This window comes from Catenuloplanes niger (assembly GCF_031458255.1).
Lineage (GTDB): Bacteria > Actinomycetota > Actinomycetes > Mycobacteriales > Micromonosporaceae > Catenuloplanes > Catenuloplanes niger.
On the sequence record NZ_JAVDYC010000001.1, the window covers coordinates 5,300,767 to 5,320,695 of the forward strand.

At 74.3% G+C, this 19,929-nt stretch carries 21 protein-coding genes; 12 read left to right on the forward strand and 9 right to left on the reverse strand.

Annotated elements, in window-relative coordinates; translation table 11 throughout:
* Positions 1-187: 187 nt before the first annotated feature.
* Positions 188-1,561 carry an MFS transporter gene (locus J2S44_RS23570; protein WP_310417906.1) on the reverse strand — a complete coding sequence of 458 codons (1,374 nt, stop codon included), beginning with the start codon at positions 1,559-1,561 and terminating at the stop codon, positions 188-190.
* Positions 1,562-1,589: 28 nt separating this feature from the next.
* The gene (locus J2S44_RS23575) at positions 1,590-2,027 is read right to left on the reverse strand and encodes an ATP-binding protein (RefSeq protein ID WP_374728011.1); all 438 of its coding nucleotides are present in this window, start codon (positions 2,025-2,027) and stop codon (positions 1,590-1,592) included.
* A gap of 96 nt (positions 2,028-2,123) precedes the next feature.
* Here J2S44_RS23575 and macS point away from each other — a divergent pair, with 96 nt between their 5' ends.
* The 4 genes from macS (at position 2,124) to J2S44_RS23595 (ending at position 5,778) form a co-directional block, all read left to right on the forward strand.
* Positions 2,124-3,242 (forward strand): MacS family sensor histidine kinase, encoded by a 1,119-nt coding sequence (macS, locus tag J2S44_RS23580; protein ID WP_310417911.1) that lies wholly within the window; start codon positions 2,124-2,126, stop codon positions 3,240-3,242.
* A 213-nt stretch (positions 3,243-3,455) separates the two neighbouring features.
* Positions 3,456-4,091, forward strand: a complete 636-nt coding sequence (locus J2S44_RS23585) for a response regulator (protein ID WP_310429873.1) — start codon at positions 3,456-3,458, stop codon at positions 4,089-4,091.
* Positions 4,092-4,198: 107 nt separating this feature from the next.
* Positions 4,199-5,065, forward strand: a complete 867-nt coding sequence (gene folP / locus J2S44_RS23590; RefSeq protein WP_374728012.1) for a dihydropteroate synthase — start codon at positions 4,199-4,201, stop codon at positions 5,063-5,065.
* Complete coding sequence (locus J2S44_RS23595; RefSeq protein WP_310417918.1) at positions 5,062-5,778, forward strand: pyrimidine reductase family protein; 717 nt, start codon at positions 5,062-5,064, stop codon at positions 5,776-5,778. Before folP ends, J2S44_RS23595 begins: the two co-directional genes overlap by 4 nt.
* A gap of 145 nt (positions 5,779-5,923) precedes the next feature.
* On the opposite strand, the gene J2S44_RS23600 is transcribed toward J2S44_RS23595, so the two are convergent.
* Positions 5,924-6,910 (reverse strand): SDR family oxidoreductase, encoded by a 987-nt coding sequence (locus J2S44_RS23600; RefSeq protein WP_310417922.1) that lies wholly within the window; start codon positions 6,908-6,910, stop codon positions 5,924-5,926.
* Between the two features lie 157 nt (positions 6,911-7,067).
* Here J2S44_RS23600 and J2S44_RS23605 point away from each other — a divergent pair, with 157 nt between their 5' ends.
* Positions 7,068-8,219: a glycosyltransferase gene (locus tag J2S44_RS23605; RefSeq protein WP_310417924.1), complete on the forward strand. Its 1,152-nt coding sequence runs from the start codon at positions 7,068-7,070 to the stop codon at positions 8,217-8,219.
* A gap of 59 nt (positions 8,220-8,278) precedes the next feature.
* On the opposite strand, the gene J2S44_RS23610 is transcribed toward J2S44_RS23605, so the two are convergent.
* The 4 genes from J2S44_RS23610 to aroA form a co-directional block, all read right to left on the reverse strand.
* Positions 8,279-9,175 (reverse strand): DMT family transporter, encoded by an 897-nt coding sequence (locus tag J2S44_RS23610; protein WP_310429875.1) that lies wholly within the window; start codon positions 9,173-9,175, stop codon positions 8,279-8,281.
* A 133-nt stretch (positions 9,176-9,308) separates the two neighbouring features.
* On the reverse strand, positions 9,309-10,121 hold the full coding sequence (gene hisN, locus J2S44_RS23615; RefSeq protein WP_310417928.1) for a histidinol-phosphatase: 813 nt from the start codon (positions 10,119-10,121) through the stop codon (positions 9,309-9,311).
* 32 nt (positions 10,122-10,153) lie between these two features.
* A complete protein-coding gene (gene rsgA / locus J2S44_RS23620; RefSeq protein ID WP_310417931.1) occupies positions 10,154-11,080 on the reverse strand; it encodes a ribosome small subunit-dependent GTPase A in 927 nt (308 codons plus the stop codon).
* A gap of 203 nt (positions 11,081-11,283) precedes the next feature.
* A complete protein-coding gene (gene aroA / locus J2S44_RS23625; RefSeq protein ID WP_310429877.1) occupies positions 11,284-12,552 on the reverse strand; it encodes a 3-phosphoshikimate 1-carboxyvinyltransferase in 1,269 nt (422 codons plus the stop codon).
* A 123-nt stretch (positions 12,553-12,675) separates the two neighbouring features.
* Between aroA and J2S44_RS23630 the strand changes: the two genes are divergently transcribed.
* From J2S44_RS23630 to rsrA, 5 genes are all read left to right on the forward strand, one after another.
* On the forward strand, positions 12,676-13,404 hold the full coding sequence (locus J2S44_RS23630) for an SOS response-associated peptidase (RefSeq protein WP_310417933.1): 729 nt from the start codon (positions 12,676-12,678) through the stop codon (positions 13,402-13,404).
* A gap of 172 nt (positions 13,405-13,576) precedes the next feature.
* Positions 13,577-13,981, forward strand: a complete 405-nt coding sequence (locus tag J2S44_RS23635) for a WhiB family transcriptional regulator (protein WP_310417936.1) — start codon at positions 13,577-13,579, stop codon at positions 13,979-13,981.
* A 497-nt stretch (positions 13,982-14,478) separates the two neighbouring features.
* A complete protein-coding gene (locus J2S44_RS23640; protein ID WP_374727896.1) occupies positions 14,479-15,093 on the forward strand; it encodes an alpha/beta hydrolase family protein in 615 nt (204 codons plus the stop codon).
* 97 nt (positions 15,094-15,190) lie between these two features.
* Positions 15,191-16,036 carry a sigma-70 family RNA polymerase sigma factor gene (locus J2S44_RS23645; protein WP_310417941.1) on the forward strand — a complete coding sequence of 282 codons (846 nt, stop codon included), beginning with the start codon at positions 15,191-15,193 and terminating at the stop codon, positions 16,034-16,036.
* A 4-nt stretch (positions 16,037-16,040) separates the two neighbouring features.
* Positions 16,041-16,325, forward strand: coding sequence for a mycothiol system anti-sigma-R factor (rsrA, locus tag J2S44_RS23650; protein WP_310375787.1), 285 nt, complete (start codon positions 16,041-16,043; stop codon positions 16,323-16,325).
* 57 nt (positions 16,326-16,382) lie between these two features.
* Here the strand turns inward: rsrA and J2S44_RS42960 are convergent, their stop codons facing one another.
* Positions 16,383-16,457 (reverse strand): 50S ribosomal protein bL37, encoded by a 75-nt coding sequence (locus J2S44_RS42960; protein WP_369700219.1) that lies wholly within the window; start codon positions 16,455-16,457, stop codon positions 16,383-16,385.
* Positions 16,458-16,622: 165 nt separating this feature from the next.
* Here J2S44_RS42960 and J2S44_RS23655 point away from each other — a divergent pair, with 165 nt between their 5' ends.
* On the forward strand, positions 16,623-16,838 hold the full coding sequence (locus J2S44_RS23655) for a biotin/lipoyl-binding carrier protein (RefSeq protein WP_307243353.1): 216 nt from the start codon (positions 16,623-16,625) through the stop codon (positions 16,836-16,838).
* On the opposite strand, the gene J2S44_RS23660 is transcribed toward J2S44_RS23655, so the two are convergent.
* Positions 16,828-18,603, reverse strand: coding sequence for a tetratricopeptide repeat protein (locus tag J2S44_RS23660; RefSeq protein ID WP_310429879.1), 1,776 nt, complete (start codon positions 18,601-18,603; stop codon positions 16,828-16,830). The genes J2S44_RS23655 and J2S44_RS23660 overlap by 11 nt on opposite strands.
* 278 nt (positions 18,604-18,881) lie before the next feature.
* On the opposite strand from J2S44_RS23660, the gene J2S44_RS23665 reads away from it, so the two are divergent.
* Complete coding sequence (locus J2S44_RS23665) at positions 18,882-19,916, forward strand: SIS domain-containing protein (protein WP_310429881.1); 1,035 nt, start codon at positions 18,882-18,884, stop codon at positions 19,914-19,916.
* Positions 19,917-19,929: the final 13 nt, after the last annotated feature.

Below are 19,929 nucleotides of genomic sequence, written 5' to 3' on the forward strand. Positions count from 1 at the left end.
GCCGGCACGCCGCCCGCATTGCTTGCGGCGTCGCGTTGCTGGCGGTGCACGCATTGCTTGCGGTGCACGCGTTACCTGCGGTGTCGCGTCGCTGGTGGTGCGGTGTTGCCTGCGGTGCCGTGTTGCTTGCGGTGCCGTGTTGCTTGTGGCGTCGCGTCGGGTTGCTCACGGCCCGTCCGTCGGTGCGCTATCCGGTCGGTGCGCCGCTCGTCGCCGGTGAGGGTGTCGAGGGTGCCGGGTCGGCGGCGGCCGTGGCCGTGATCCGGCCGGCGACCAGCAGCGTGGCCAGTGCGGCGACCGTGGTGAGGGCGAGCGCGCCGGTGAAGCCGGCGGTGCCGAGCGAGTGGAAGATCAGGCCGGTGACGGCGAGCGTGACGCTGCTGGCGGCCGCGTCCGCGATGGCCTTGGCGCTGAGGTTGAAGCCCTGGGTGTCCGGTGCGGAGAACGCCAGGACCGCGGTGCTGATCCGCGGGTACATCGCGCCCATCCCGCCGCCCGCGAGCAGCCAGCCGGCGCCGGCGACCAGCGGGTGCAGGCCCAGCGCGGCGGTGGCCAGGACGGTGAGCACGCCGAGCGCCAGCAGCGCGGCACCGAGGCGGATCACGGTCCGGTGCGGCACGGTTGCGGCGAACCGGCGGCCCTGCAGGTCCGAGGCAAGTGCCCAGGAGAGCGCGGCCGCGGTGAGGAACGCGCCGGAGAGCCAGGCGGGATAGCCGTACCGGTCCTGGAGCAGCAGCGGCAGGTAGGCCTCGGTGCCGAAGAACGCGGCACCGGCCGCACCGCACACGAGGACGGTGGACGGCAGGCCGCGGGCCGCGCGCAGCGTGCCGGGCGGCAGCAGCGGGCGGAGCGCGAGCGCGGCGGCGACCAGCACCGGCACCACCAGCGGCCAGGACGAGGCGAGGCTGAGCGCGACCACGGCGGCGGCGACCACCACGGCGGCGGCGATCCGGCGGAGGTCGGTGCCGGACAGCGGCGTGGGCTCGACCGGGGCGACCCGGCGCAACGCCGGCAGGATCAGCGTGGTGACCAGCGCGACCAGGATCAGCACGCCGAGGAAGACCCAGTGCCAGGAGAGCGCGTCGGTGACCAGGCCGGCCGCGAACGGGCCGATCAGCGACGGCACCACCCATGCGGCGGCGAACAGGCCGAACAGGCGCGGGTGCAGGGACGGCGGGTAGACGCGCGCGACGACCACGTTGAGCGCGACCGTGTAGGCGCCGTAGCCGAGGCCCTGCAGGAGCCGGCCGGCGATGAAGACGGTCATGTTCTCCGCCAGGCCGGCCAGCGCGAGACCGGCCGCGAACACGCCGATCGCGGCGAGCAGCGGGCGCGCCGGACCGCGGCGGTCGGCCAGCGTGCCGCCGGTGACCATGCCGACCGCGCCGGCCGCGAGTGTGGCGGCGAAGCCGAGCGTGTAGAGCGCCCGGCCGCCGAGATCCGCCGTGATGATCGGCATGACCGTGGTGACCGCGAGGGACTCGAACGCGGCCAGGAAGACCAGGCTGACCGCGCCGATCGTGGTGAGCAGATGGCGGCGGTCGAAGACGCTGTCGATCATCAGCCGACGGTAGGACCTCACGTGCGGTTCAGGTCAAGGCGGAGGTGACGCGCACCGTCGTGCCCCGCGGGCCGCTCGTCACCTCGATGTCGTCGGTGAGCTTGTCCGCCAGGAACAGTCCCCAGCCGCCGGGCGTGGCCGGGACCGGTGGCGGAGCGGGCCGCTCGGCCGTGACCGGGTCGAAGCCGCCGCCGGTGTCGACCACCTCGCAGGTGACCGACCCGGGGTCGTGCCAGAGCCGCAGCCGCCCCTGCCCGCCGCCGTGCCGGACCGCGTTCGTGAGCAGCTCGTAGACCGCGAGCACGAAGTCGTCGAGACGCTCGCCGCGCAGTCCCGCGGTCGCGGCGCAGGCGGCCACGTGATGGCGGAGCGCGGTCACGCCGGCCGCGTCGAACCGGCGCTCGAGCAGCGCGACGGCGCCCGCGGGCGGAACCGCGAGCGGTGAGACGGGGTGGTGGTCGGCCATGCCCAGTTCCCCTCGCCTGCTGGTCAAGGGCGTACGGCATCCCCACAGTACGCGTTCGGTCGCTCCGGGGCGCGACGAGTGTGGCACCGTGGCACCGTGCAGCAAGGTCTGGCGGCTCCCATGTGGCGGGCGATCGGTGCGTACCGGATCGCCTCGCTGCTGTACGTGATGGTCCTGATGGTCCGCAACGTGGATCAGTACGCGAACCCGGTCGCGGCCGGCCCGGTGCTCGCGCTGATGGTCGGCTGGACCGCGTTCGCGACCGCCGCGTTCGCCCGCCCGGCCTGGCGCGGCTGGCCGCTGCTGATCGCGGACCTCGCGGTCTCGCTGGCCGTGGTCGTGATCAGTCCTTATGTGGTGGGTCAGGACGCGCTGAGCGACGGCGTGCCCACGCTGGCCGTCGCCTGGCTGGGCGCACCGGTGCTGGCCTGGGCGGTCTCCGGCGGCCGGCGGCGCGGGCTGACCGCCGCGCTGCTGCTCGGCACCGCCGACGTCGTGGTCCGGGACCGGCTGCACCCGTCCACGCTCAACGGTTTCGCGCTGATGGTGCTGGCCGGTTTCGTGGTCGGGCTGGTGGCCCGGCTGGCCGTCGACGCGGAGGAGCGCATGCAACGCGCGATCGAGCTGGAGGCCGCGACCCGCGAGCGGGAACGGCTGGCCCGCGACATCCACGACTCGGTGCTGCAGGTGCTGGCGCTGGTCCAGCGGCGCGGCGCGCACCTGGACGGCGAGGCCGGCGAACTGGCCCGGCTGGCCGGTCAGCAGGAGGCGAAGCTGCGCATGCTGATCGCGGACGGCCCGGCCGGCCCGGCACCGGGCGAGGAGGGCGAGGCCGACCTGCGGGTGGTGCTCGGCCGGTTCGCCTCGGACACGGTGTCGATCGCGAGCCCGGCCACCCCGGTGCCGCTGCCGGTGCGCGCGGCCGAGACGGTCGCCGCCGCGGTCCGCGCCACGCTGGACAACGTGGACCGGCACGCCGGCCCGGCCGCCCGCGCCTGGGTCCTGCTGGAGGACGACGACGCCACGATCACGGTCTCGGTCCGCGACGACGGCCCGGGGTTCCCGGACGGCCGTCTCGAGGAGGCCGCCTCCCAGGGCCGCCTCGGCGTCGCCCAGTCCATCCGCGGCCGCATCGCCGACCTCGGCGGCACCGTCGAGATCTATTCGACACCCGCCGAGGGTACGGAGGTCGAACTCCACATCCCGCGCCGCTGACCCGCGGCCGCCGTGCCGCCGTGGGGTTCGTCCCGGCCGCCCGCGGAACTGGCAGGGAGGCCGCCCGCGGCCGACCGGTGCCCGCGGGAGCACTGGGAAGGCGACCACGCCGGAAGCGGGAAAGGCATCATGTTCCTGGGGCTGTGGTCCGGTTTCTCCGCGTCCGCCGGGGCTGTGCCGCGGCACCACTAGAGTGGCCTGGTGATCCGCGTGATGGTGGTGGACGACCACCCGATGTGGCGGGACGGCGTCGCCCGCGACCTGACCGAGGCCGGCCACGACGTGGTCGCGACCACGGGGGAGGGGCGGCAGGCGGTGCGCATCGCGGCCGCGGCCCGGCCCGACCTGGTGGTGCTGGACCTGCAGCTGCCGGACATCGACGGCGTCGAGGTGATCAGCGGGCTGCTGGCCGCGCTGCCCGGCGTGCGCATCCTGATGCTGTCGGCCAGCGGTGAGCAGCAGTCCGTGCTGGACGCGGTGAAGGCCGGCGCCACCGGCTACCTGCTGAAGTCCGCCGGTCAGGCCGAGTTCCTGGCCGCGGTGGAGTCGGCCGCGGCCGGTGAGGCGGTGTTCACGCCGGGGCTGGCCGGGCTGGTGCTGGGTGAGTTCCGCCGGCTGGCGACCGAGCCGCCGCGCGCGGCGGACGACGGCGCGCCGCGGCTGACCGACCGGGAGACCGAGGTGCTGCGGCTGGTCGCGAAGGGGTTGTCGTACAAGCAGATCGCGGAGCGGCTGGTGCTGTCCCACCGCACCGTGCAGAACCACGTGCAGAACACGCTCGGCAAGCTGCAGCTGCACAACCGGGTCGAACTGACCCGGTACGCCATCGAGAAGGGCCTCGATCAGTGAGCTTTCCGCCACCCGGCACTCCCGGTCCGTCGGCTGCCGCTCCGCCGTCCGGCCTCCCCGGCCCGGGCGGGACCGGCTCGGTGGGCGGCTTCTTCCAGCCGGAGTTCATCGCGCCGAAGCGGCGGCTCGGCGCCCGCGAGTTCGACTTCTCCCGGCAGGTCGCGGTGATGGCGATCGTCAACCGCACGCCGGACTCGTTCTTCGACCGGGGGCGCACGTTCGCGCTGCGCGCGGCCGTGGACGCGGTGCTGGCCGCGGCCGCGGACGGCGCGGACTGGATCGACATCGGCGGCGTGCCGTTCGGCCCCGGCCCGGAGGTCACCGAGGCCGAGGAGCTGGACCGGGTGATCCCGGTGGTCGAGGCGGTGCGCGCGGCCAGCGACGTGGTGATCTCGGTGGACACGTACCGGACCGGCGTGGCCCGGGCCGCGATCGACGCGGGCGCGGACGTCATCAACGACACCAGCGGGCTGCAGGACGACGCGCTCGCCTCGCTGGTCGCGGCGAGCGACGCCGCGCTGGTGATCACGCACAGCCTGGCGTCACCGCCGCGCACGCCGCACCCGCGGCCGGTCTACCAGGACGTGGCCGGTGAGATCGCGGTGTTCCTGGCCGCGCGGGCGGCGAAGGCGGTGTCGCTGGGCGTGCCGCCGGAGCGGATCATCATCGATCCCGGCCACGACCTGAACAAGAACACGCGCCACACGCTGGAGCTGTGCCGGCGGCTGCATGAGATCACCGCGATCGGCTACCCGACGCTGGCCGCGGTCTCGAACAAGGACTTCATCGGCGAGACGCTGGACCTGCCGGGCGGGCTGCGGCTGCCGGGCACGCTCGCGGCCGTGGTGCTGAGCATCGTGCAGGGTGCCCGGATCGTGCGGGTGCACGACGTACCGGCGGCGGTGTCGGCCGTGCGGCTGACCGAGGCGGTGCTCGGCTGGCGCGAACCGGTCTACACCCGGCACAACGTATGAGAACGCTCGACTACGCGGCGGCCGACCTGGTCGAGACGTACGCGATGGAGCGGCCGTCGCTGCGGGTCAACTTCGTCGCGAGCGCGGACGGCGCGGCCACGCTGGACGGGCGGTCCGGCGGGCTCGGCAACGCCAACGACCAGCACGTCCTGGGCCTGTTGCGGCAGCTGGCGGACGTGCTGGTGGTGGGCGCGGGGACGCTGCGGGCCGAGGGCTACGGCCCGCTGGTCCTGGGCGCCGACGCGATCGCGCACCGCCGCGCGCACGGGCTGCCGGACCATCCGCGGCTGGCCGTCGTCTCCGCGCGGCTGTACGAGCTCGGGCCGGAGCACCCGTCGTTCGCGGCCGCGCCGGTCCGGCCGCTGGTGATCACGGTCGGTGCCGCGCCGGCCGACCGCCGGCGCGCGCTGTCCGGCGTGGCGGACGTGCTGCTCTGCGGCGACGAGGAGCTGGACGCGGCCGCGCTGCCCGGGCTGCTGGCCGGGCGCGGGCTGCCCGGCGTGCTCTGCGAGGGCGGGCCCGCGCTGTTCGGCGCGCTCGTCGCGGCGGACGTGGTGGACGAGCTGTGCCTGACGCTGAGCCCGTGGCTGGCCGGAGCCGGCGCGAGCCGGATCGTCACGGGACCACCCGCCGCGCCGCGGGCGATGGAACTGCGACACGTGCTCACGGACGACGAGCTGCTGTTCCTCCGGTACGTGCGGCGCCGGTCCTGAGCGGACAGCCCGGACCGAGCGGTCGCGGACCGTGCGGTCGTGGGCCGGGTCGTCGCGGGCCGGGCGGTCGGGGGCCGGGTCGTCGTGGGCCGTGGCTGGGTCGGTCGCGGGCTGCGGCCGGGTCGAGCGTCCGGGTGGGCCGTGGCTAGGACGCGCGGCGGCGCCGGGCGGTCAGGATGGCCGCCGCGCCGACCGCCAGCCCGGTCGCCGCGCCGGTCCGGGCCAGCATGCGGCCCATCCCGTGCCACTCGCCGCGCGCCCGCCCGGTGGCCCGGCTGCCGGTGAGGTTGCCGGTCGTGTCCGGCGCGGGACGGTCGCTCAGCACGGTCCGCGCCCCGTACGCGCCGAGCACCCGCTCGGTGATCCCGGGCAGCAGCCGCCACTGGAAGCCGAGCAACGCCGCGGCCGCGCCCGCGTACGTCTCCCGGCGCGGCCGCTCCAGCATCCGGATGATCGCGCGCGCCACCACCTCCGGCGGGTACACCGGTGGCGGCGGCGCGGGCCGGCGCCCGGAATGATTCGCGGCATTCGCGAAGAACGGCGTGTCGATCGTCGCGGGCAGCACCGTGCAGACCGAGATCCGCCGCGCCCACGGCTCGTGGCGCAGCTCCTGCCGGACCGTGTCGGACAGCCCGCGCACGCCGTGCTTCGCCGCGTTGTACGACGACATGTACGGCATGGTGATCTCGGCCAGCACGGACGCGTTGTTGACCAGCACGCCGCCGCCGGCCGCGCGCAGGTGCGGCAGCGCGGCCCGCATGCCGTACGCGGTGCCGAGCAGGTTGACCTCCACCACCCGGCGGAACTCCTCCGGCGGCACGTCGGTGAGCAGCCCGTAGACGGCCTCGGTGGCGTTGTTGACCCACCCGTCGATCCGCCCGGTCGCGGCGGCCGCGCGGGTGGCCAGGTCGGTGACCGCGGCCGGGTCGGTCACGTCGGTCGGCACGACGAGCGCGCGCCCACCGGCCGCCCGGCAGTCCGCGGCGACCCGGCCGAGCGCCTCCACGCCGCGCGCGGCCAGCACCACGGACGCGCCCCGGGCGGCGAGCGCGCGGGCGGTCGCCGCGCCGATGCCGCCGGAGGCGCCGGTTATCACGATCGTCGACTCGGAGAGCGGTGCGGTGAGGGGCATGGACACGGCGTACCCACGGATCGTCCGCGTTATCCGGGACGGCGATGTTTTGCCGGACCGCCGTGGGGTTAACCAGTGACCGGCTCTCTCAGCTGTACGTCACCCTGCCGGCGGCTGGTTTCTTGGTGTCCGTATGTCGAAACAGCGGAGGTGAGCGATGCGCGTGGGCCTGATCAGGGCCAATGCCCGTCCCATGGAGGCGGGCACGTCCAGGGTGGCGGCCGAACTGGCCGCGCTCGGCCACGATGTGCGAATCTTCGAGTGCCGCGGCTCGGGGCCGGCCGACGGCGATGAGGTCTTCACCGAGAAGGGCTACGCCGTCCACCGGGTGTCGCCGCCGGCGCCGCAGGGCGCGGCCGGCCGCTTCGTGGCGCAACTGGCCGGCGTCGGCCGCCGGCTCGCGGACCGGTGGTCCAGCGGCTGGATCCCGGATGTGGTGCACGGCCACTACTGGCTCGGCGGGCTCGCGGCCGCGACCGCGGCGCGCACGTCCGGGCTGCCGATGGTGCAGACGTTCTACTCGGTCGGGTCCGCGCAGCGCTCGCTGGGCGAGCCGGACGCGTGTCTCGGTGAGCGCATCGCGATGGAGCGGGTGCTGACCCGGGCCGCGGACGTGGCGGTCGCCCAGTCGCCGGACGAGGCGGACGAGCTGACCCGGCTCGGTGCGGCGCGTGCGTCCGTGGCGCTGATCCCGTCCGGGGTCGACACCACGATGTTCGCGCCGGACGGTGCGGCGGAGTCGCGTACCGGCGGGATGGAACGGATCCTCTCGGTCGGGCTCGGCCCCGGCCACGGCCAGGACCACCTGATCCGCGCGCTGCGGTACGTTCCGGGCGCGGAGCTGGTGATCATCGGAGGCGACGCGGACCGGGACGTGGTGCGCGCGCTCGGCGAGCTGGCCCGGCGCAGCCGGGTGGCGGACCGGGTGCGGATCGTCGGCGCGGTGCCGCACGAGCGGATGGCCGGCTGGTACCGCTCCGCGGACGTGGTGGCCTGCACGCCACGGACCCCGCCGAGCGGCACCGTGCCGGTCGAGGCGATGGCGTGCGGCGTCCCGGTGGTCGGCTACGCGCTCGGCGGCATCGCGGAGAGCGTGGTCGACGAGGTGACCGGACGGCTGGTGAAGCCGGGCGACGTCCGCGCGGCCGGCTACGCGCTGCGCGAGCTGATCGGCACGAAGGTGCAGCGGACCGCGTACGGTGACGCGGCCGTGGACCGGGTCCGGTGCCGCTACACCTGGGAGCGGACCGCGTCCGCGCTCGAGGCGGTCTACCAGGGCCTGCTGACGCCGCGTGCGGCGACGGCGTAGGGACGCGGACGCGGGTGACGCGCCGGACCGGGCCGGTCCGGCGCGGTCCGGTCACCCACTCAATTCTGAGATCGTTCCGAGCCTACGGTGAGGGGAACGTAGTTTCCTTTGGGAGCGGGCGGCGGCGTCACCCGTTTCCGGGCCGCCGCGACCTCATGGTGGTGCTGAGGCTCGGCGTACCGGGTCAGGCCGATCACCGCGAGCAGCGTGACCACGAACCCCAGCGTGGCCAGCCACTCGCGGCCCGGCCAGATCCGGTCGCCGAGCAGCAGCAGGCCGATGACCGCGGCGGGCACCGCGCCGGCCGCGTCCATCGCGGCCACCGCGGCCGTGGTCGAGCCGCGCTGCATGGCCAGGCCGAGCAGCAGTTGACCCACGATCGAGTGCACGATCAGCAGGTAGAGCAGCGGGTCGCTGAGCACCCCGCCGACCGAGTGGAGCGAGGCGAGCGGGCGGGCCGCCACCGCGGCGGCGGAGAACGCGATGCCGGCCAGCGAGCCGAGCGCGACCGAGCCGGGCGCACCGTGCAATCGGGCGGCGAACGCGCCGAGCACGCCGATCACGGGCACGGACAGCGCCAGCGCGAGCACGCCGGCCAGCGGCAACGGCCGGGCGGGCGCGGGCTCCGCGGCCACCACGAGCGCGGTGATGCCGCCGAACAGCACGACGATGAGGCCGACCTCGGCCAGCGGCAGGCGCCACTTGAGCAGCGCGACGCCGAGCACGGCCGTCACGCCGAGCCCCGCCGCGACGCTGGCCTGCACCAGGAACAGCGGCAGGTCGCTCCGGGCCAGGAACGCCAGGACGAAACCGAGGATCTGGAACACCAGACCGACGAGGTACGCCCGGTGGCCGGCCAACCGCAGCAGCAAGCCCGGGTCGAACGTGTGATGCACCGTCGTCCGGGTCGCCGCAATGGATTGAAGCAGGTTGGCGACGCCGTACGCGATGATCATCGCGCCGAGGAAGAGCCATCCAGCCGACATCACCTGGCGAGGATAGACCGCGCCGGGTCCGGCCCGCAGTTGCACCGGTGCAACTGAGGCCGATCGGTCGGGTGATCTTCCGACGGGCGGCCGGTCGTGAGCGTCAGAGCGCCCGGATCCCCGGCGACGACAGCCGCTCCAGCACCTCGGTGTGCAGCCGGCCGTTCGTGGCGACCGCGCTGCCGCCACCGGGGCCCGGCCGGCCGGTCAGGTCGGTGAACCGGCCGCCGGCCTCGGTCACGATCGGGACCAGCGCGGCCACGTCCCAGAGCGACAGCTCCGGCTCGACCATCGCCTCCAGCGCACCCTCGGCCAGCAGCATGTAGCCGTAGAAGTCGCCGTACGCCCGGTTCCGCCAGGTCTGGCGCATGATGTCCAGCACCGGGGCGAGCCGGCCGGACTCCTCCCAGCCCATCAGGTCGGAGTAGCAGAAGCTCGCGTCGCTCAGCCGGCTCACGCCGGAGACCCGGATCGGCGTGGCCGCGGCGGTGTGCTTGCCGGCGAACGCGCCGTGTCCGGTCGCGGCCCACCAGCGGCGGCCCAGCGCGGGCGCGGAGACCAGGCCGACCACGGGCGTGTCGCCCTCCATCAGCGCGATCAGCGTGGCCCAGACCGGGACGCCGCGGATGAAGTTCTTGGTACCGTCGATCGGGTCGATGACCCAGCGCCGGGTGCCTATGCCGACCGCGGCCTCGGTCTGGCCGTACTCCTCGCCGAGCACCGCGTCCCGCGAACGGGTGCGGGCCAGCGTGGCGCGGATCGCCTTCTCCACCGCCGTGTCGGCGTCGGAGACCGGTGTCAGGTCGGGTTTGGCCTCCACGTGCAGGTCCAACGCCCGGAACCGGGCCATCGAGATGGAGTCCGCGGTGTCGGCGAGCACGTGGGCGAGCGAGAGATCGTCGGCATAGCTGGCCATGGCGGAAAAACTAGCCGATCACGCCGAGCGGGCTAACCTCGGTCGGGTCCTTCCAGCCCGTCGCCGCCGGATCGGGACGCCAGCAGCCGGCGGTAGGACTCCAGCCGCCGCACGTCCGCGTGCCCGGCGGCCACCCACGCGGGCAGCGCGCACTCCGGGTCGGTCTCCGTGTGCTCGCAGTTCGGCGGGCAGTCGACGGTGCCCTCGACCAGGTCCGGGAAGCCGTGCAGCAGGCTCTCCGCGGAGACCAGCGCCAGGCCGAAGCTGCGGACGCCGGGCGTGTCGACGATCCAGCCCGGGTCCTCCCGCCGGCGCCGGGCGGGCAGCCGCAGCGCGACCGCGCTGGTGGACGTGTGCCGGCCCTTGCCGACCGCGCTGACCACGCCGACCGCCCGGTCCGCGTCCGGCACCAGGCGGTTGACCAGCGTCGACTTGCCCACGCCGGAGTGGCCGACCATCACCGAGACCCGGCCGGCCAGCGCCTCGCGCAGCGCGCCCAGGTCGCCGTCCGGCTCGGAGAGCACGTGCGGCAGGTCCAGCTCCGCGTAGTAGCCGAGCACCTCCGCGGGCCCGGCCAGGTCGGCCTTGGTCAGGCAGAGCAGCGGCGTGATGCCCGCGTCGTACGCCGCGACCAGGCACCGGTCGATGAAGCCGGTGCGCGGCGGCGGGTCGGCCAGCGCGCTCACGATCACCAGCTGGTCCGCGTTCGCCACCACGACGCGCTCCACCCGGCCCTCGGCCGTGGTGTCGTCGTCGTCCGCGGTGCGGCGCAGCACGGAGGTGCGCTCGCCGATCCGGACGATCCGGGCCAGCGATCCGGTGCTGCCGGAGACGTCACCGACCAGCGCCACCCGGTCGCCCACCACCACCGACTTGCGGCCCAGTTCGCGGGCGCGCATCGCGGTCAGCGGCGCGTCGTCCACCATGCACGTGTAGCGGCCGCGGTCGACCGCGATCACGAACCCCTCGATCGCGTCCTCGTGTTTCGGCCGGGTGCGGGTCCGCGGGCGTGAGGATTTGCTCGGTCGGATCCGGACGTCGTCCTCGTCGTACTCCCGCCGCTTGCCGGTCAGCGCAGCTCTCCCTCTGTCGATGGGGTCGTCCGGTGTCGCACCCGGGGCCGTTCGGTCACCGCGCCGGGGCGCCACCCGCCGGACAACCCTCAGGTGCCCGCCGTCATCGCCGACCATAGCGCCGGGAACTCGGGCAGCGTCTTCGAGGTACACGCTACGTCGCTCAGCTCCACGCCGGGCACCGCCAGGCCGATCACCGCGGCCGCGTGCGCCATCCGGTGGTCCCGGTCCGTGTCGACCACGCCGCCGCGCATCGGCCGCGGCGTGATCCGCAGGCCGTCCGCCTGCTCGGTGACGCCGGCGCCGAGCGCGCCGAGCGCCCGGGCCAGCACCGCGAGCCGGTCGGTCTCGTGGCCGCGGATGTGCCCGATGCCGTGCAGCGTGCTCGGCGAGTCGGCCAGCGCGGCGAGCGCGGCCAGCACCGGTGCCAGCTCGCTCAGCCCGGAGAGGTCCGCGTCCAGCCCGCGCACCCGGCCGGTGCCGCGCACGGTCAGCCCACCGGTGCCGAGCCGCACGTCCGCGCCCATCCGGCGGAGCAGGCCGCGCAGCTGCTCGACCGGCTGCATGCTGCTGCGCGGCCAGCCGGGCAGCACCACCTGCCCGCCGGTGACCAACGCGGCCGCGAAGAACGGCAGCGCGCTGGACAGGTCCGGTTCGATCTCCCAACCGCGCCCGGCGAGCCGGCCGGGTGTCACGCTCCACACGTCCGGCGTGGCGTCGTCCACGCCGGCCCCGGCCGAGCGCAGCATCTGCACCGTCATCCGCAGGTGCGGCGCGGCCGGGACCGGCGGACCGACGTGCCGCACCGTGATGCCCCGGGCGAACCGCGCGCCGGCCAGCAGCAGACCGGACACGAGCTGGCTGGACGCGGACGCGTCGATCACCACCTCGCCGCCGCGCACCTCGCCGGTGCCGTGCACGGCCAGCGGCAGCACGCCGCCGGGCCCGCCCTCGACCCGGACGCCGATCGCGCGCAGCGCCTCGATCAGCGGTCCGAGCGGCCGCCGCCGGGCGAGTGCGTCGCCGTCGAACGTGGCCAGCCCGGCCGCCAGGCCGGCCACCGGCGGCAGGAACCGCATGACGGTGCCGGCCAGGCCCACGTCGATCCGGCCGGCCGCGTGCAGCGGGCCGGGGCGGACCACCCAGCGGTCGTCCGCGGCGGTGGAGACGTGCGCGCCGAGCGCTCGCAGCCCGGCCACCATCAGCGCGCTGTCCCGTGCCAGCAGCGGCGAGGAGAGCGTGGAGGGGCCGGCCGCCAGCGCGCCGAGCACCAGCGCGCGGTTGGTGACGGACTTCGAGCCCGGCAGGTGAACGACCGCGTCCACCGGGCCGGCCGCGACGGGAGCACGCCACGGCATGACGGTGAGTTTTGCCACGGTTACAGTCTGACGTGTCCGTCCATTGCTCTCCGTCTCTCTCTCGCTGATCGGGAAACGCGTGGTCCGGGAGGAATGTCGTACCCGCGGCGTAGCGTGGACCGCATGTGCGGCAGGTATGCGACCACCCGGAGTTCCGTGGACCTCAGCGCGCTATTCGGTGCCGAGGACGAGACCGAAACGCCGATTACCGCGCGATTCAATGTTGCGCCGACCCAGCCGGTGCCGATCGTCCGTCTCTCCCAACGGCGTGAACAGCGGGTTCTGCAAACCGCGCGGTGGGGACTGCTGCCACCGTGGGCCACGGATGTGCGCGCCGGTGCCCGCATGATCAATGCGCGTGCCGAGACGGTCGCGACATCCCGCGCGTTCGCGCCGTCGTTCACGCGACGCCGGTGCCTGGTGCCGGCCGACGGCTGGTTCGAGTGGGTCAAGCCGGCGGGCAAGGGCGCGAAACAGGCGTACTACATGACCCCGGCGGACGGTGGCGAGCTGGCCTTCGCCGGCCTCTGGACGGTCTGGGGCGAGGGCGACGCCAAGGTCCTGACCTGCAGCATCATCACCACGGCCGCGCGGTCGACGCTGAGCGCGGTGCACGAGCGGATGCCGCTGCTGCTGCCGCCGGACCGGTGGGACGCCTGGCTCGGCCCGGCCGACGGCGAGGAGTCACTGCTCGCCCCGCCGCCCGACGACTATCTCGCCGGTCTGGAATTGCGGCCGGTCGGCCCGGCCGTCGGCAACGTCCGGAATGACGGTCCTGAACTCATTGCCCCAATTGCAGCGGATGCGCTTCGCCCGGCGCCGGAAGATCCGGCGACATTGACGCTCTTCTGATCCCCACTTCTTTGTAAAAAGATGTGAGCAATTCCCCGATATTGGATTGAAACCCTTGCCTGTCCTATGTGAAGTGCGGTAGAACACAGCGCCGGCGGTTGGCGCGATTGTGTTTCGGTGTGGTCGCGCCACACGATGAAAACGTTGCCAGCCCCACGGGGGAGGTGGGTGAATGACACGGGCGCGCATGCCACGCCCGCAAGAGGTCGCCGCAGCTCGCAAGGATCCGCGACTGCTCCGTGCCCTCGACGAGCGAAGCCTGGACGAGGCCTGGCGGACCCGGGGGGTCTGTCAGAGCGTCGATCCGGAGACCTTCTTCCCGGCTCCGAACGAGCCGGCGGACGGCGCCATCGCGTTGTGCGGTTCCTGTCCGGTCCAGGGCGCGTGCCTGGCCTGGGCGCTCGAGGTGGGTGACTGCCACGGGGTCTGGGGCGGCACGACCCCGCGCGAGCGCCGGGCCATGCTCCGCGTCTGGCAGGAACAGGTCCACGAGGACGCGGAGGTCGGCGATCCGGCGGCCCTGACCGGTCCACCGGTCCGCGACAAACTGCTGGCACTCGTGCCGGTCGGGCGGTAACCGGTTCCACCCGCCCTCCCGCGGAGCGCGACGGAGGGCGGGCACGGCGGCGCCGCCGTGGCGGCCGGCAGGCGCGGCCGGCGCGTGGCGCACGGCGGCCGGCGCGTGGCGCACGGCGGCCGGCGCGTGGCGCACGGCGGTCGACGCGTGGCGCACGGCGGTCGACGCGTGGCGCACGGCGGTCGGCGCGTGGCGCACGGCGGTCGGCGCGTGGGGCCGACCACGCGGGGCCGAATCGTGGCGAACGGCGGCCGGCGCGGCGCGCGACGGCCGACACGCGGGGTCGATGTGTGGCGCGCGATGACCCATGCGTGGCGCGCGACGACCGATGCGTGGCGGCCAACGTATGCGGCCGACACGAGAGGCCGACCGCGGCACGTCGTGCCGTCGTGCGTCGTCCGTCGTGCGTCGTCCGTCGTGCCGCGGGACGGTGGCGTCGCCGTGCGGTGACGCGTGGAGGGGCCGTTCCGCACCCGGCGGACCGGCGCCGTGGTGGGATGACCGGCATGGAGACGATCACGATCGACACGGCGCGCGGGCCGGCCCGGGTGGACGTCGACCGTCCCGCGGCCGCGTCCGTGAGCCTGCTGGTGCTGGGGCACGGCGCCGGGGGCGGCGTGGACGCGCCCGACCTGGTCGCGCTCCGCGACGCCGCGTGCGCGGCCGGCGTGACCGTGGCACGGGTCACCCAGCCGTACCGGGTGGCGGGCCGGCGCGCGCCCGCGCCCGCCGGGCACCTCGACGAGGCGTTCACCGGCGTGGTCCGGCGGCTGCGCGCGGACCATCCCGGCCCGCTGCTGCTCGGCGGCCGGTCCAGCGGCTCCCGGGTCGCCTGCCGCACCGCGCGGGAGCTCGGCGCGACCGCGATCGTGGCGCTGGCGTTCCCGCTGCACCCGCCGGGCAAGCCGGACCGGAGCCGCGCGCCGGAGCTGGAGACCGGCCTGCCCACGCTGGTCGTCAACGGCGACCGGGACGCGTTCGGCGTGCCGGAACCGTCCGGTGCGGTGACGGTCCGGATCCGGCCGGGCGAGACCCACGACCTTCGGCGCGACCCGGCCGGAATCGCTGCCGAGGTCGTCGCCTGGCTGCGCGCGAACGGCTGGGCGAACTGAGCCGCGGCTCACTCCGTACCCTCGATCGGTCGTGGAATGTGGAGACCCCGGTCGTGGTTGAAGCCCCCGGAGGCAACGAGCGGAAGGGGTTGATCTCGTGCGATCCGCAGTACGTGACCCGGGCCGGCGGACGACTGCCGGTTCAGGCGCCGAGCGCGTCAGGGTGCTGCTGAACGGTCCCGAGTGGCCCGCAGCGCCGACCGAAGCCGAAGATCGGGGCAAATTGTCTGTGTTGGCGACAACCGGCCGGGTGACACACCTGACACCCGACGTTTCCGAAACCATTGCCGGGGCACTCCACGTATCCTCTGCGGGACAGCGGAGGGGAGACGAACGGGTGACCCGAGCGGAGACAGCCGAGGACCGGCGCGCGCGCTTCGAGCGCGACGCGATGCCGTTCGTCGACCAGTTGTACGCGGCGGGCCTCCGCATGACGCGGAACCCGGCCGACGCAGAGGATCTGGTACAGGAGACCTTCCTGAAGGCGTTCGCGGCCTTCCACCAGTTCGAGGAGGGCACGAACCTCAAGGCCTGGCTGTACCGCATCCTCACGAACACGTACATCAACTCGTACCGTCGCCGGCAGCGTCAGCCGATCCAGGCGCCGACCGAGGAGATCACGGACTGGCAGCTCGCCGAGGCCGAGTCGCACACGTCCAGCGGGCTGAAGTCGGCCGAGACCGAGGCTCTGGACCGGCTGCCGGACAGCGACATCAAGAACGCGCTGCAGCAACTGCCCGAGGAGTTCCGGCTGGCCGTCTACCTGGCGGACGTGGAGGGCTTCTCCTACAAGGAGATCGCGGACATCATGAACACGCCGATCGGCACCGTGATGTCGCGGCTGCACCGAGGCCGGCGTAACCTCCGCAAGCTGCTGGAGCGCTACGCTGCGGACCGGGGTTTCAACCGGTCCCCCGAGTCGGCGGCAGCGCAGGAGGTGTGACGCGGTGAGTTGCGGCGAGCCACACGAGACGGACTGCGACGAAGTGCTCGGCGAGGTCTACCTGTACCTCGACCTGGAGTGCGCCGACGAGCGCCGCGAGGTGATCCGCGAGCACCTGGACGAGTGCTCGCCCTGCCTGCGCGAGTTCGGCATCGAGCAGGAGGTGAAGGCGCTGGTGTCCCGTTGCTGCGGCGACGAGACCGCGCCGGAGGAGCTTCGGGCGCGACTGCGGTCGAAGCTGAGCGAGCTGGTCGTGGAGGCCGGCACCCGGGAGTACCTTCCCGACTGAGCAGACGAGTGAAGCCGCCGTTCCCGCGAGGGGACGGCGGCTTCTTCGTGAGCAAGCTCAGCTGTTGGGGCGCTTGCCGTGGTTGGCGCCGCTCTTCTTACGGGCCTTCTTCTTACGGGCCTTCTTCGCCATGGCCGCGTCCTTCCGCTCGTCGGTGCGCCGCCGTCCCGGTCTCACGGCGGGCCGGCGGCTCTGGTCCACCTCTGATGCTAATCGCCCAGCGAGCTCGGCCTGCGGGCGCCCGCGTCATGATTGGATGCAGGGTAACGAGGCGCGACGACGGAGGGACCGGGAGCGATGTCCGAGGAGATCCACGCCGAGATGGTGGCCAACGTCTGGAAGGTCGTGGCGAACGAGGGCGACACCGTGGCCGAGGGCGACACCCTGGTCATCCTGGAGTCGATGAAGATGGAGATCCCGGTCGTTGCGGAGGCGGACGGGACGCTGACCAGGGTCGCGGTGCACGAGGGCGACGTCGTGCAGGAGGGCGACCTGATCGCCGTCATCGCCTGAACAGCCGCCGGAGGAAACCGGTCCTGCGCGGTGGCGGCGGGGCCGGTGTCTCCTCCGCCGGGCGTTCCGCCGCGATGATCGTCCGTGCCATCAGCTCGGTCTTCGCGTCCAGTTCCGGCGTGGCCAGCGCGAGCTGCGCCACCGACCAGGCGATCGTGACCGGGCGCTGCCGCACCACCACCGCTATGTCGGCCAGCCGGTCGCGGACCAGGCCGGCCACGTCCGCCCGCAGCTCCGGCGTCACCCACGCGGCCGTGACCAGGGCGAACAGCGCGGCCTCGGTGATCCAGTCCTCCACGCCCCAGGCCAGGTCGACCAGCACGCGACGCCGGGTGCTGCTCTCCCACGGCTCGTCCGTGCGGTGGTGCAGCAGCCCGAGACACGCCCACACCTGCACGCTGCGCACCCAGAGCGACGGGTCGTGGGCGGCCAGCGCGGCGCCGAGCTCGGTGGCCGGCGGCGCCGGCGGGTGCACCAGCAGCGCCAGCAGGTCGTCCATCTCCAGCAGCGCGAGCGAGACCGCGGCGTCGTAGGCGGCCTGCGGGTGCGGCCAGGCCGGCAGCGCGACCTGCCGGATCCGCTCGACCGCGGCCTCGGACGGTTCGCGCAACGCGGGCAGCGCGTCCGTCTCGAAGAACTCCCAGACCGACCGCCCACCGGTACGGCGGGGAAGTCGCAGGTCCGGCTCCGGGACCCGCTCCACGATCACCGCCATGTCCGGGAGCGCGGCACCGACCGTGCGCATCGCGGACGGCGGCTCCAGGTTGCTCAGCCGCAGCCGTCCGCCGGTGATCGGCCCCTCGGTCTCCAGCATCTGCCGCAGCACGTTGATCACCGCTTCGCCCGCGGCCGGCAGCCGGCCCAGCCACGGCCGGTCCTGGCAGCACTCCGCGAGGTCGGTGTGCTCGTGCGAGTCGTCCGGGTGGTGCCGCTGGAAGTCGGCGAGCGCGACCAGGTGCGACAGCCGGCCGTCCCGGCGGTAGCGCAGCCGGTGCGCGGTGTGCACCGCGCAGTCGAACTCCGCGTCCCGGGCCAGCGCGTCGTCTATCCAGCGGATCGCCTCGTCCAGCTGCCCGCTGTCGGCGAGCGTGCCGGCGATGTCGGCGTAGACGGAGAGGTCCGCGGGATCGTGCGCGACGGCGCGGCGGAGCGCGGCGATCGACTCCTTGGTCCGGCCGGCGCTGCGGAACGCGTACCCGAGCCACACCTCGCCCAGCTTGGTCGGCGCGACCCGCACGCCGCGCTGCGCCCACTCGATCGCGATCGCGGTCTCGCCCATCCGGCGGGCCAGCGCGGACGCGGCGCCGAGCAGCAGCGCGTGCCGGGGATGCGCGGCCGCGGCGTGCTTGGCGACCCGCAGGTACGGCTGCAGCGGCCCGCGTTGCTCGTCCGGCACCGGGTCGGGCACGCCCGCGCAGACCTGCATGATCGTGCGGGCCAGCTGGTCCGGCTCGATCCGGGACGCCAGCTCCGGGTCGGCCACCCACGGCACGCCGGCCCAGTCCGCGTTCGGCGCGTGCCCGGTCGCGGCGGCCAGCAGCTCCAGCGCCTCGCCGGGCTGCCCGGCCGCGGCGAGCAGGTGACCGCGGGCCACCACGGCGCCGATGAACACGTGGTCGGCCAGCGGATAGAGGTCGAGGGCGCCGCCGGTGCGCGCGGCCAGCTTCGCCAGCACCTCGTGCACCTCGGGCATGGTCGGGGCGTGCGCGAGCGCGCCGGCCACGTGGTCCGCGGCGTGCCCGAAGTCCGCCTCGTCGAGCGCCATCCGGGCCAGGGCCAGTTCGCCCTCCGCGGAGAGGCGTGGGTCGCCTATCCCCTCAGTCAAAGCCTTATGTCCCTTGTGAAGGCGTATGTCTGGCTGTCGAGCTGTCGTTGATCGTTACCCCGCAACCGCAGCCTATGGCACGACGGGCGCCATGCATCCATCCCGGCCGCTGTTGCTCGATACGTTGCGAAACAAGCTTCTTTCGTGCAGCATTGAGCACGGAACAGTCACGTAGTGCGCGAGGAGTCGTCATGCCTGAGGTGCAGCCCGGGGCCGGGATGGCCGCCGACATCGCGGAGCAGCCGGCCGGCATCGCCCGCCTGCTGGAGGCGCCGCACGCCACCGCGATCGCCACGGTCGCGGCCGCGGTCGTGGCCCGCCGCCCGAAGCACGTGGTCTTCGTCGCGCGCGGCACGTCCGACCACGCCGCGCTCTACGGCGCGTACCTGACCGAGATCCGGCTCGGGCTCCCGGCCAGCAGCTCCTCGCCGAGCGCGATCACGGTCTTCGGTGCCCGCCCCGACCTCTCCCAGGCGCTCGTCGTCGGCGTCAGCCAGAGCGGCGGCTCACCCGACCTCACCGAGGTCATGCGGGTGGCCCGCGCGTCCGGCGCGCTCACCGTCGCGGTCGTCAACGTGCCCGACTCGCCGCTGGCCGAGGCCGCGGAGCACGTGATCGACGTCGCGGCCGGGCACGAGCGCGCGGTCGCGGCCACCAAGTCGTACGTGGCGGAGCTGCAGGCGCTGCTCATGCTGATCGAGGGCATCCGGGCCGGCGACGGCGCGCTGCCGGCCGAGGAGCGCGCGGTCCTGGAGACGCTGCCGGCGCACGCGGAGCGGGTCCTCGCCGACCCGACCGCGACCGAGCTGGCCGCGCGCTACCGGTTCGCGGCGCGCATCCTCACCACCGGGCGGGGCTACGCGTACCCGACCGCGCGCGAGTCCGCGCTCAAGCTGATGGAGACCTGCTACCTGCCGTCGCTGTCGTTCTCCGGCGCCGACCTGATGCACGGCCCGCTCGCGCTCGCCGCGCCGGACGTACCGGTGCTCGCGGTCGTCGGCTCCGGCCCCGGCGGCGCCTCGATGAGCGAGGTGCTCGGCCGCCTCACCGAGCGCCGCGCCGACGTGGTGGCGATCGGCTCCGGCGAGGTGCCCGGCGCCTCCGCCCGGATCGTGATCCCCGCACTCGACGAGCGCTACGCCCCGCTCCTCGACATCCTCCCCGCCCAGCAGCTCGCGCTCGCGCTCGCGGTCGCCCGCGGCGAGGACCCGGACGCCCCCCGCGGCCTGAAGAAGGTCACCGCGACGCTGTAACCGAAGATCGAGG

Excerpts from the sequence above, each read along its gene's own strand:
- J2S44_RS23570 (WP_310417906.1), bottom strand. The coding sequence starts at position 1,561 with ATGATCGACAGCGTCTTCGACCGCCGCCATCTGCTCACCACGATCGGC.
- J2S44_RS23575 (WP_374728011.1), bottom strand. The coding sequence starts at position 2,027 with ATGGCCGACCACCACCCCGTCTCACCGCTCGCGGTTCCGCCCGCGGGC.
- J2S44_RS23585 (WP_310429873.1), top strand. The coding sequence starts at position 3,456 with ATGGTGGTGGACGACCACCCGATGTGGCGGGACGGCGTCGCCCGCGAC.
- J2S44_RS23595 (WP_310417918.1), top strand. The coding sequence starts at position 5,062 with ATGAGAACGCTCGACTACGCGGCGGCCGACCTGGTCGAGACGTACGCG.
- J2S44_RS23600 (WP_310417922.1), bottom strand. The coding sequence starts at position 6,910 with ATGCCCCTCACCGCACCGCTCTCCGAGTCGACGATCGTGATAACCGGC.
- J2S44_RS23605 (WP_310417924.1), top strand. The coding sequence starts at position 7,068 with ATGCGCGTGGGCCTGATCAGGGCCAATGCCCGTCCCATGGAGGCGGGC.
- J2S44_RS23610 (WP_310429875.1), bottom strand. The coding sequence starts at position 9,175 with ATGATCATCGCGTACGGCGTCGCCAACCTGCTTCAATCCATTGCGGCG.
- hisN (WP_310417928.1), bottom strand. The coding sequence starts at position 10,121 with ATGGCCAGCTATGCCGACGATCTCTCGCTCGCCCACGTGCTCGCCGAC.
- aroA (WP_310429877.1), bottom strand. The coding sequence starts at position 12,552 with ATGCCGTGGCGTGCTCCCGTCGCGGCCGGCCCGGTGGACGCGGTCGTT.
- J2S44_RS23630 (WP_310417933.1), top strand. The coding sequence starts at position 12,676 with ATGTGCGGCAGGTATGCGACCACCCGGAGTTCCGTGGACCTCAGCGCG.
- J2S44_RS23635 (WP_310417936.1), top strand. The coding sequence starts at position 13,577 with ATGACACGGGCGCGCATGCCACGCCCGCAAGAGGTCGCCGCAGCTCGC.
- J2S44_RS23640 (WP_374727896.1), top strand. The coding sequence starts at position 14,479 with ATGACCGGCATGGAGACGATCACGATCGACACGGCGCGCGGGCCGGCC.
- J2S44_RS23655 (WP_307243353.1), top strand. The coding sequence starts at position 16,623 with ATGTCCGAGGAGATCCACGCCGAGATGGTGGCCAACGTCTGGAAGGTC.
- J2S44_RS23660 (WP_310429879.1), bottom strand. The coding sequence starts at position 18,603 with ATGGCGCTCGACGAGGCGGACTTCGGGCACGCCGCGGACCACGTGGCC.
- J2S44_RS23665 (WP_310429881.1), top strand. The coding sequence starts at position 18,882 with ATGGCCGCCGACATCGCGGAGCAGCCGGCCGGCATCGCCCGCCTGCTG.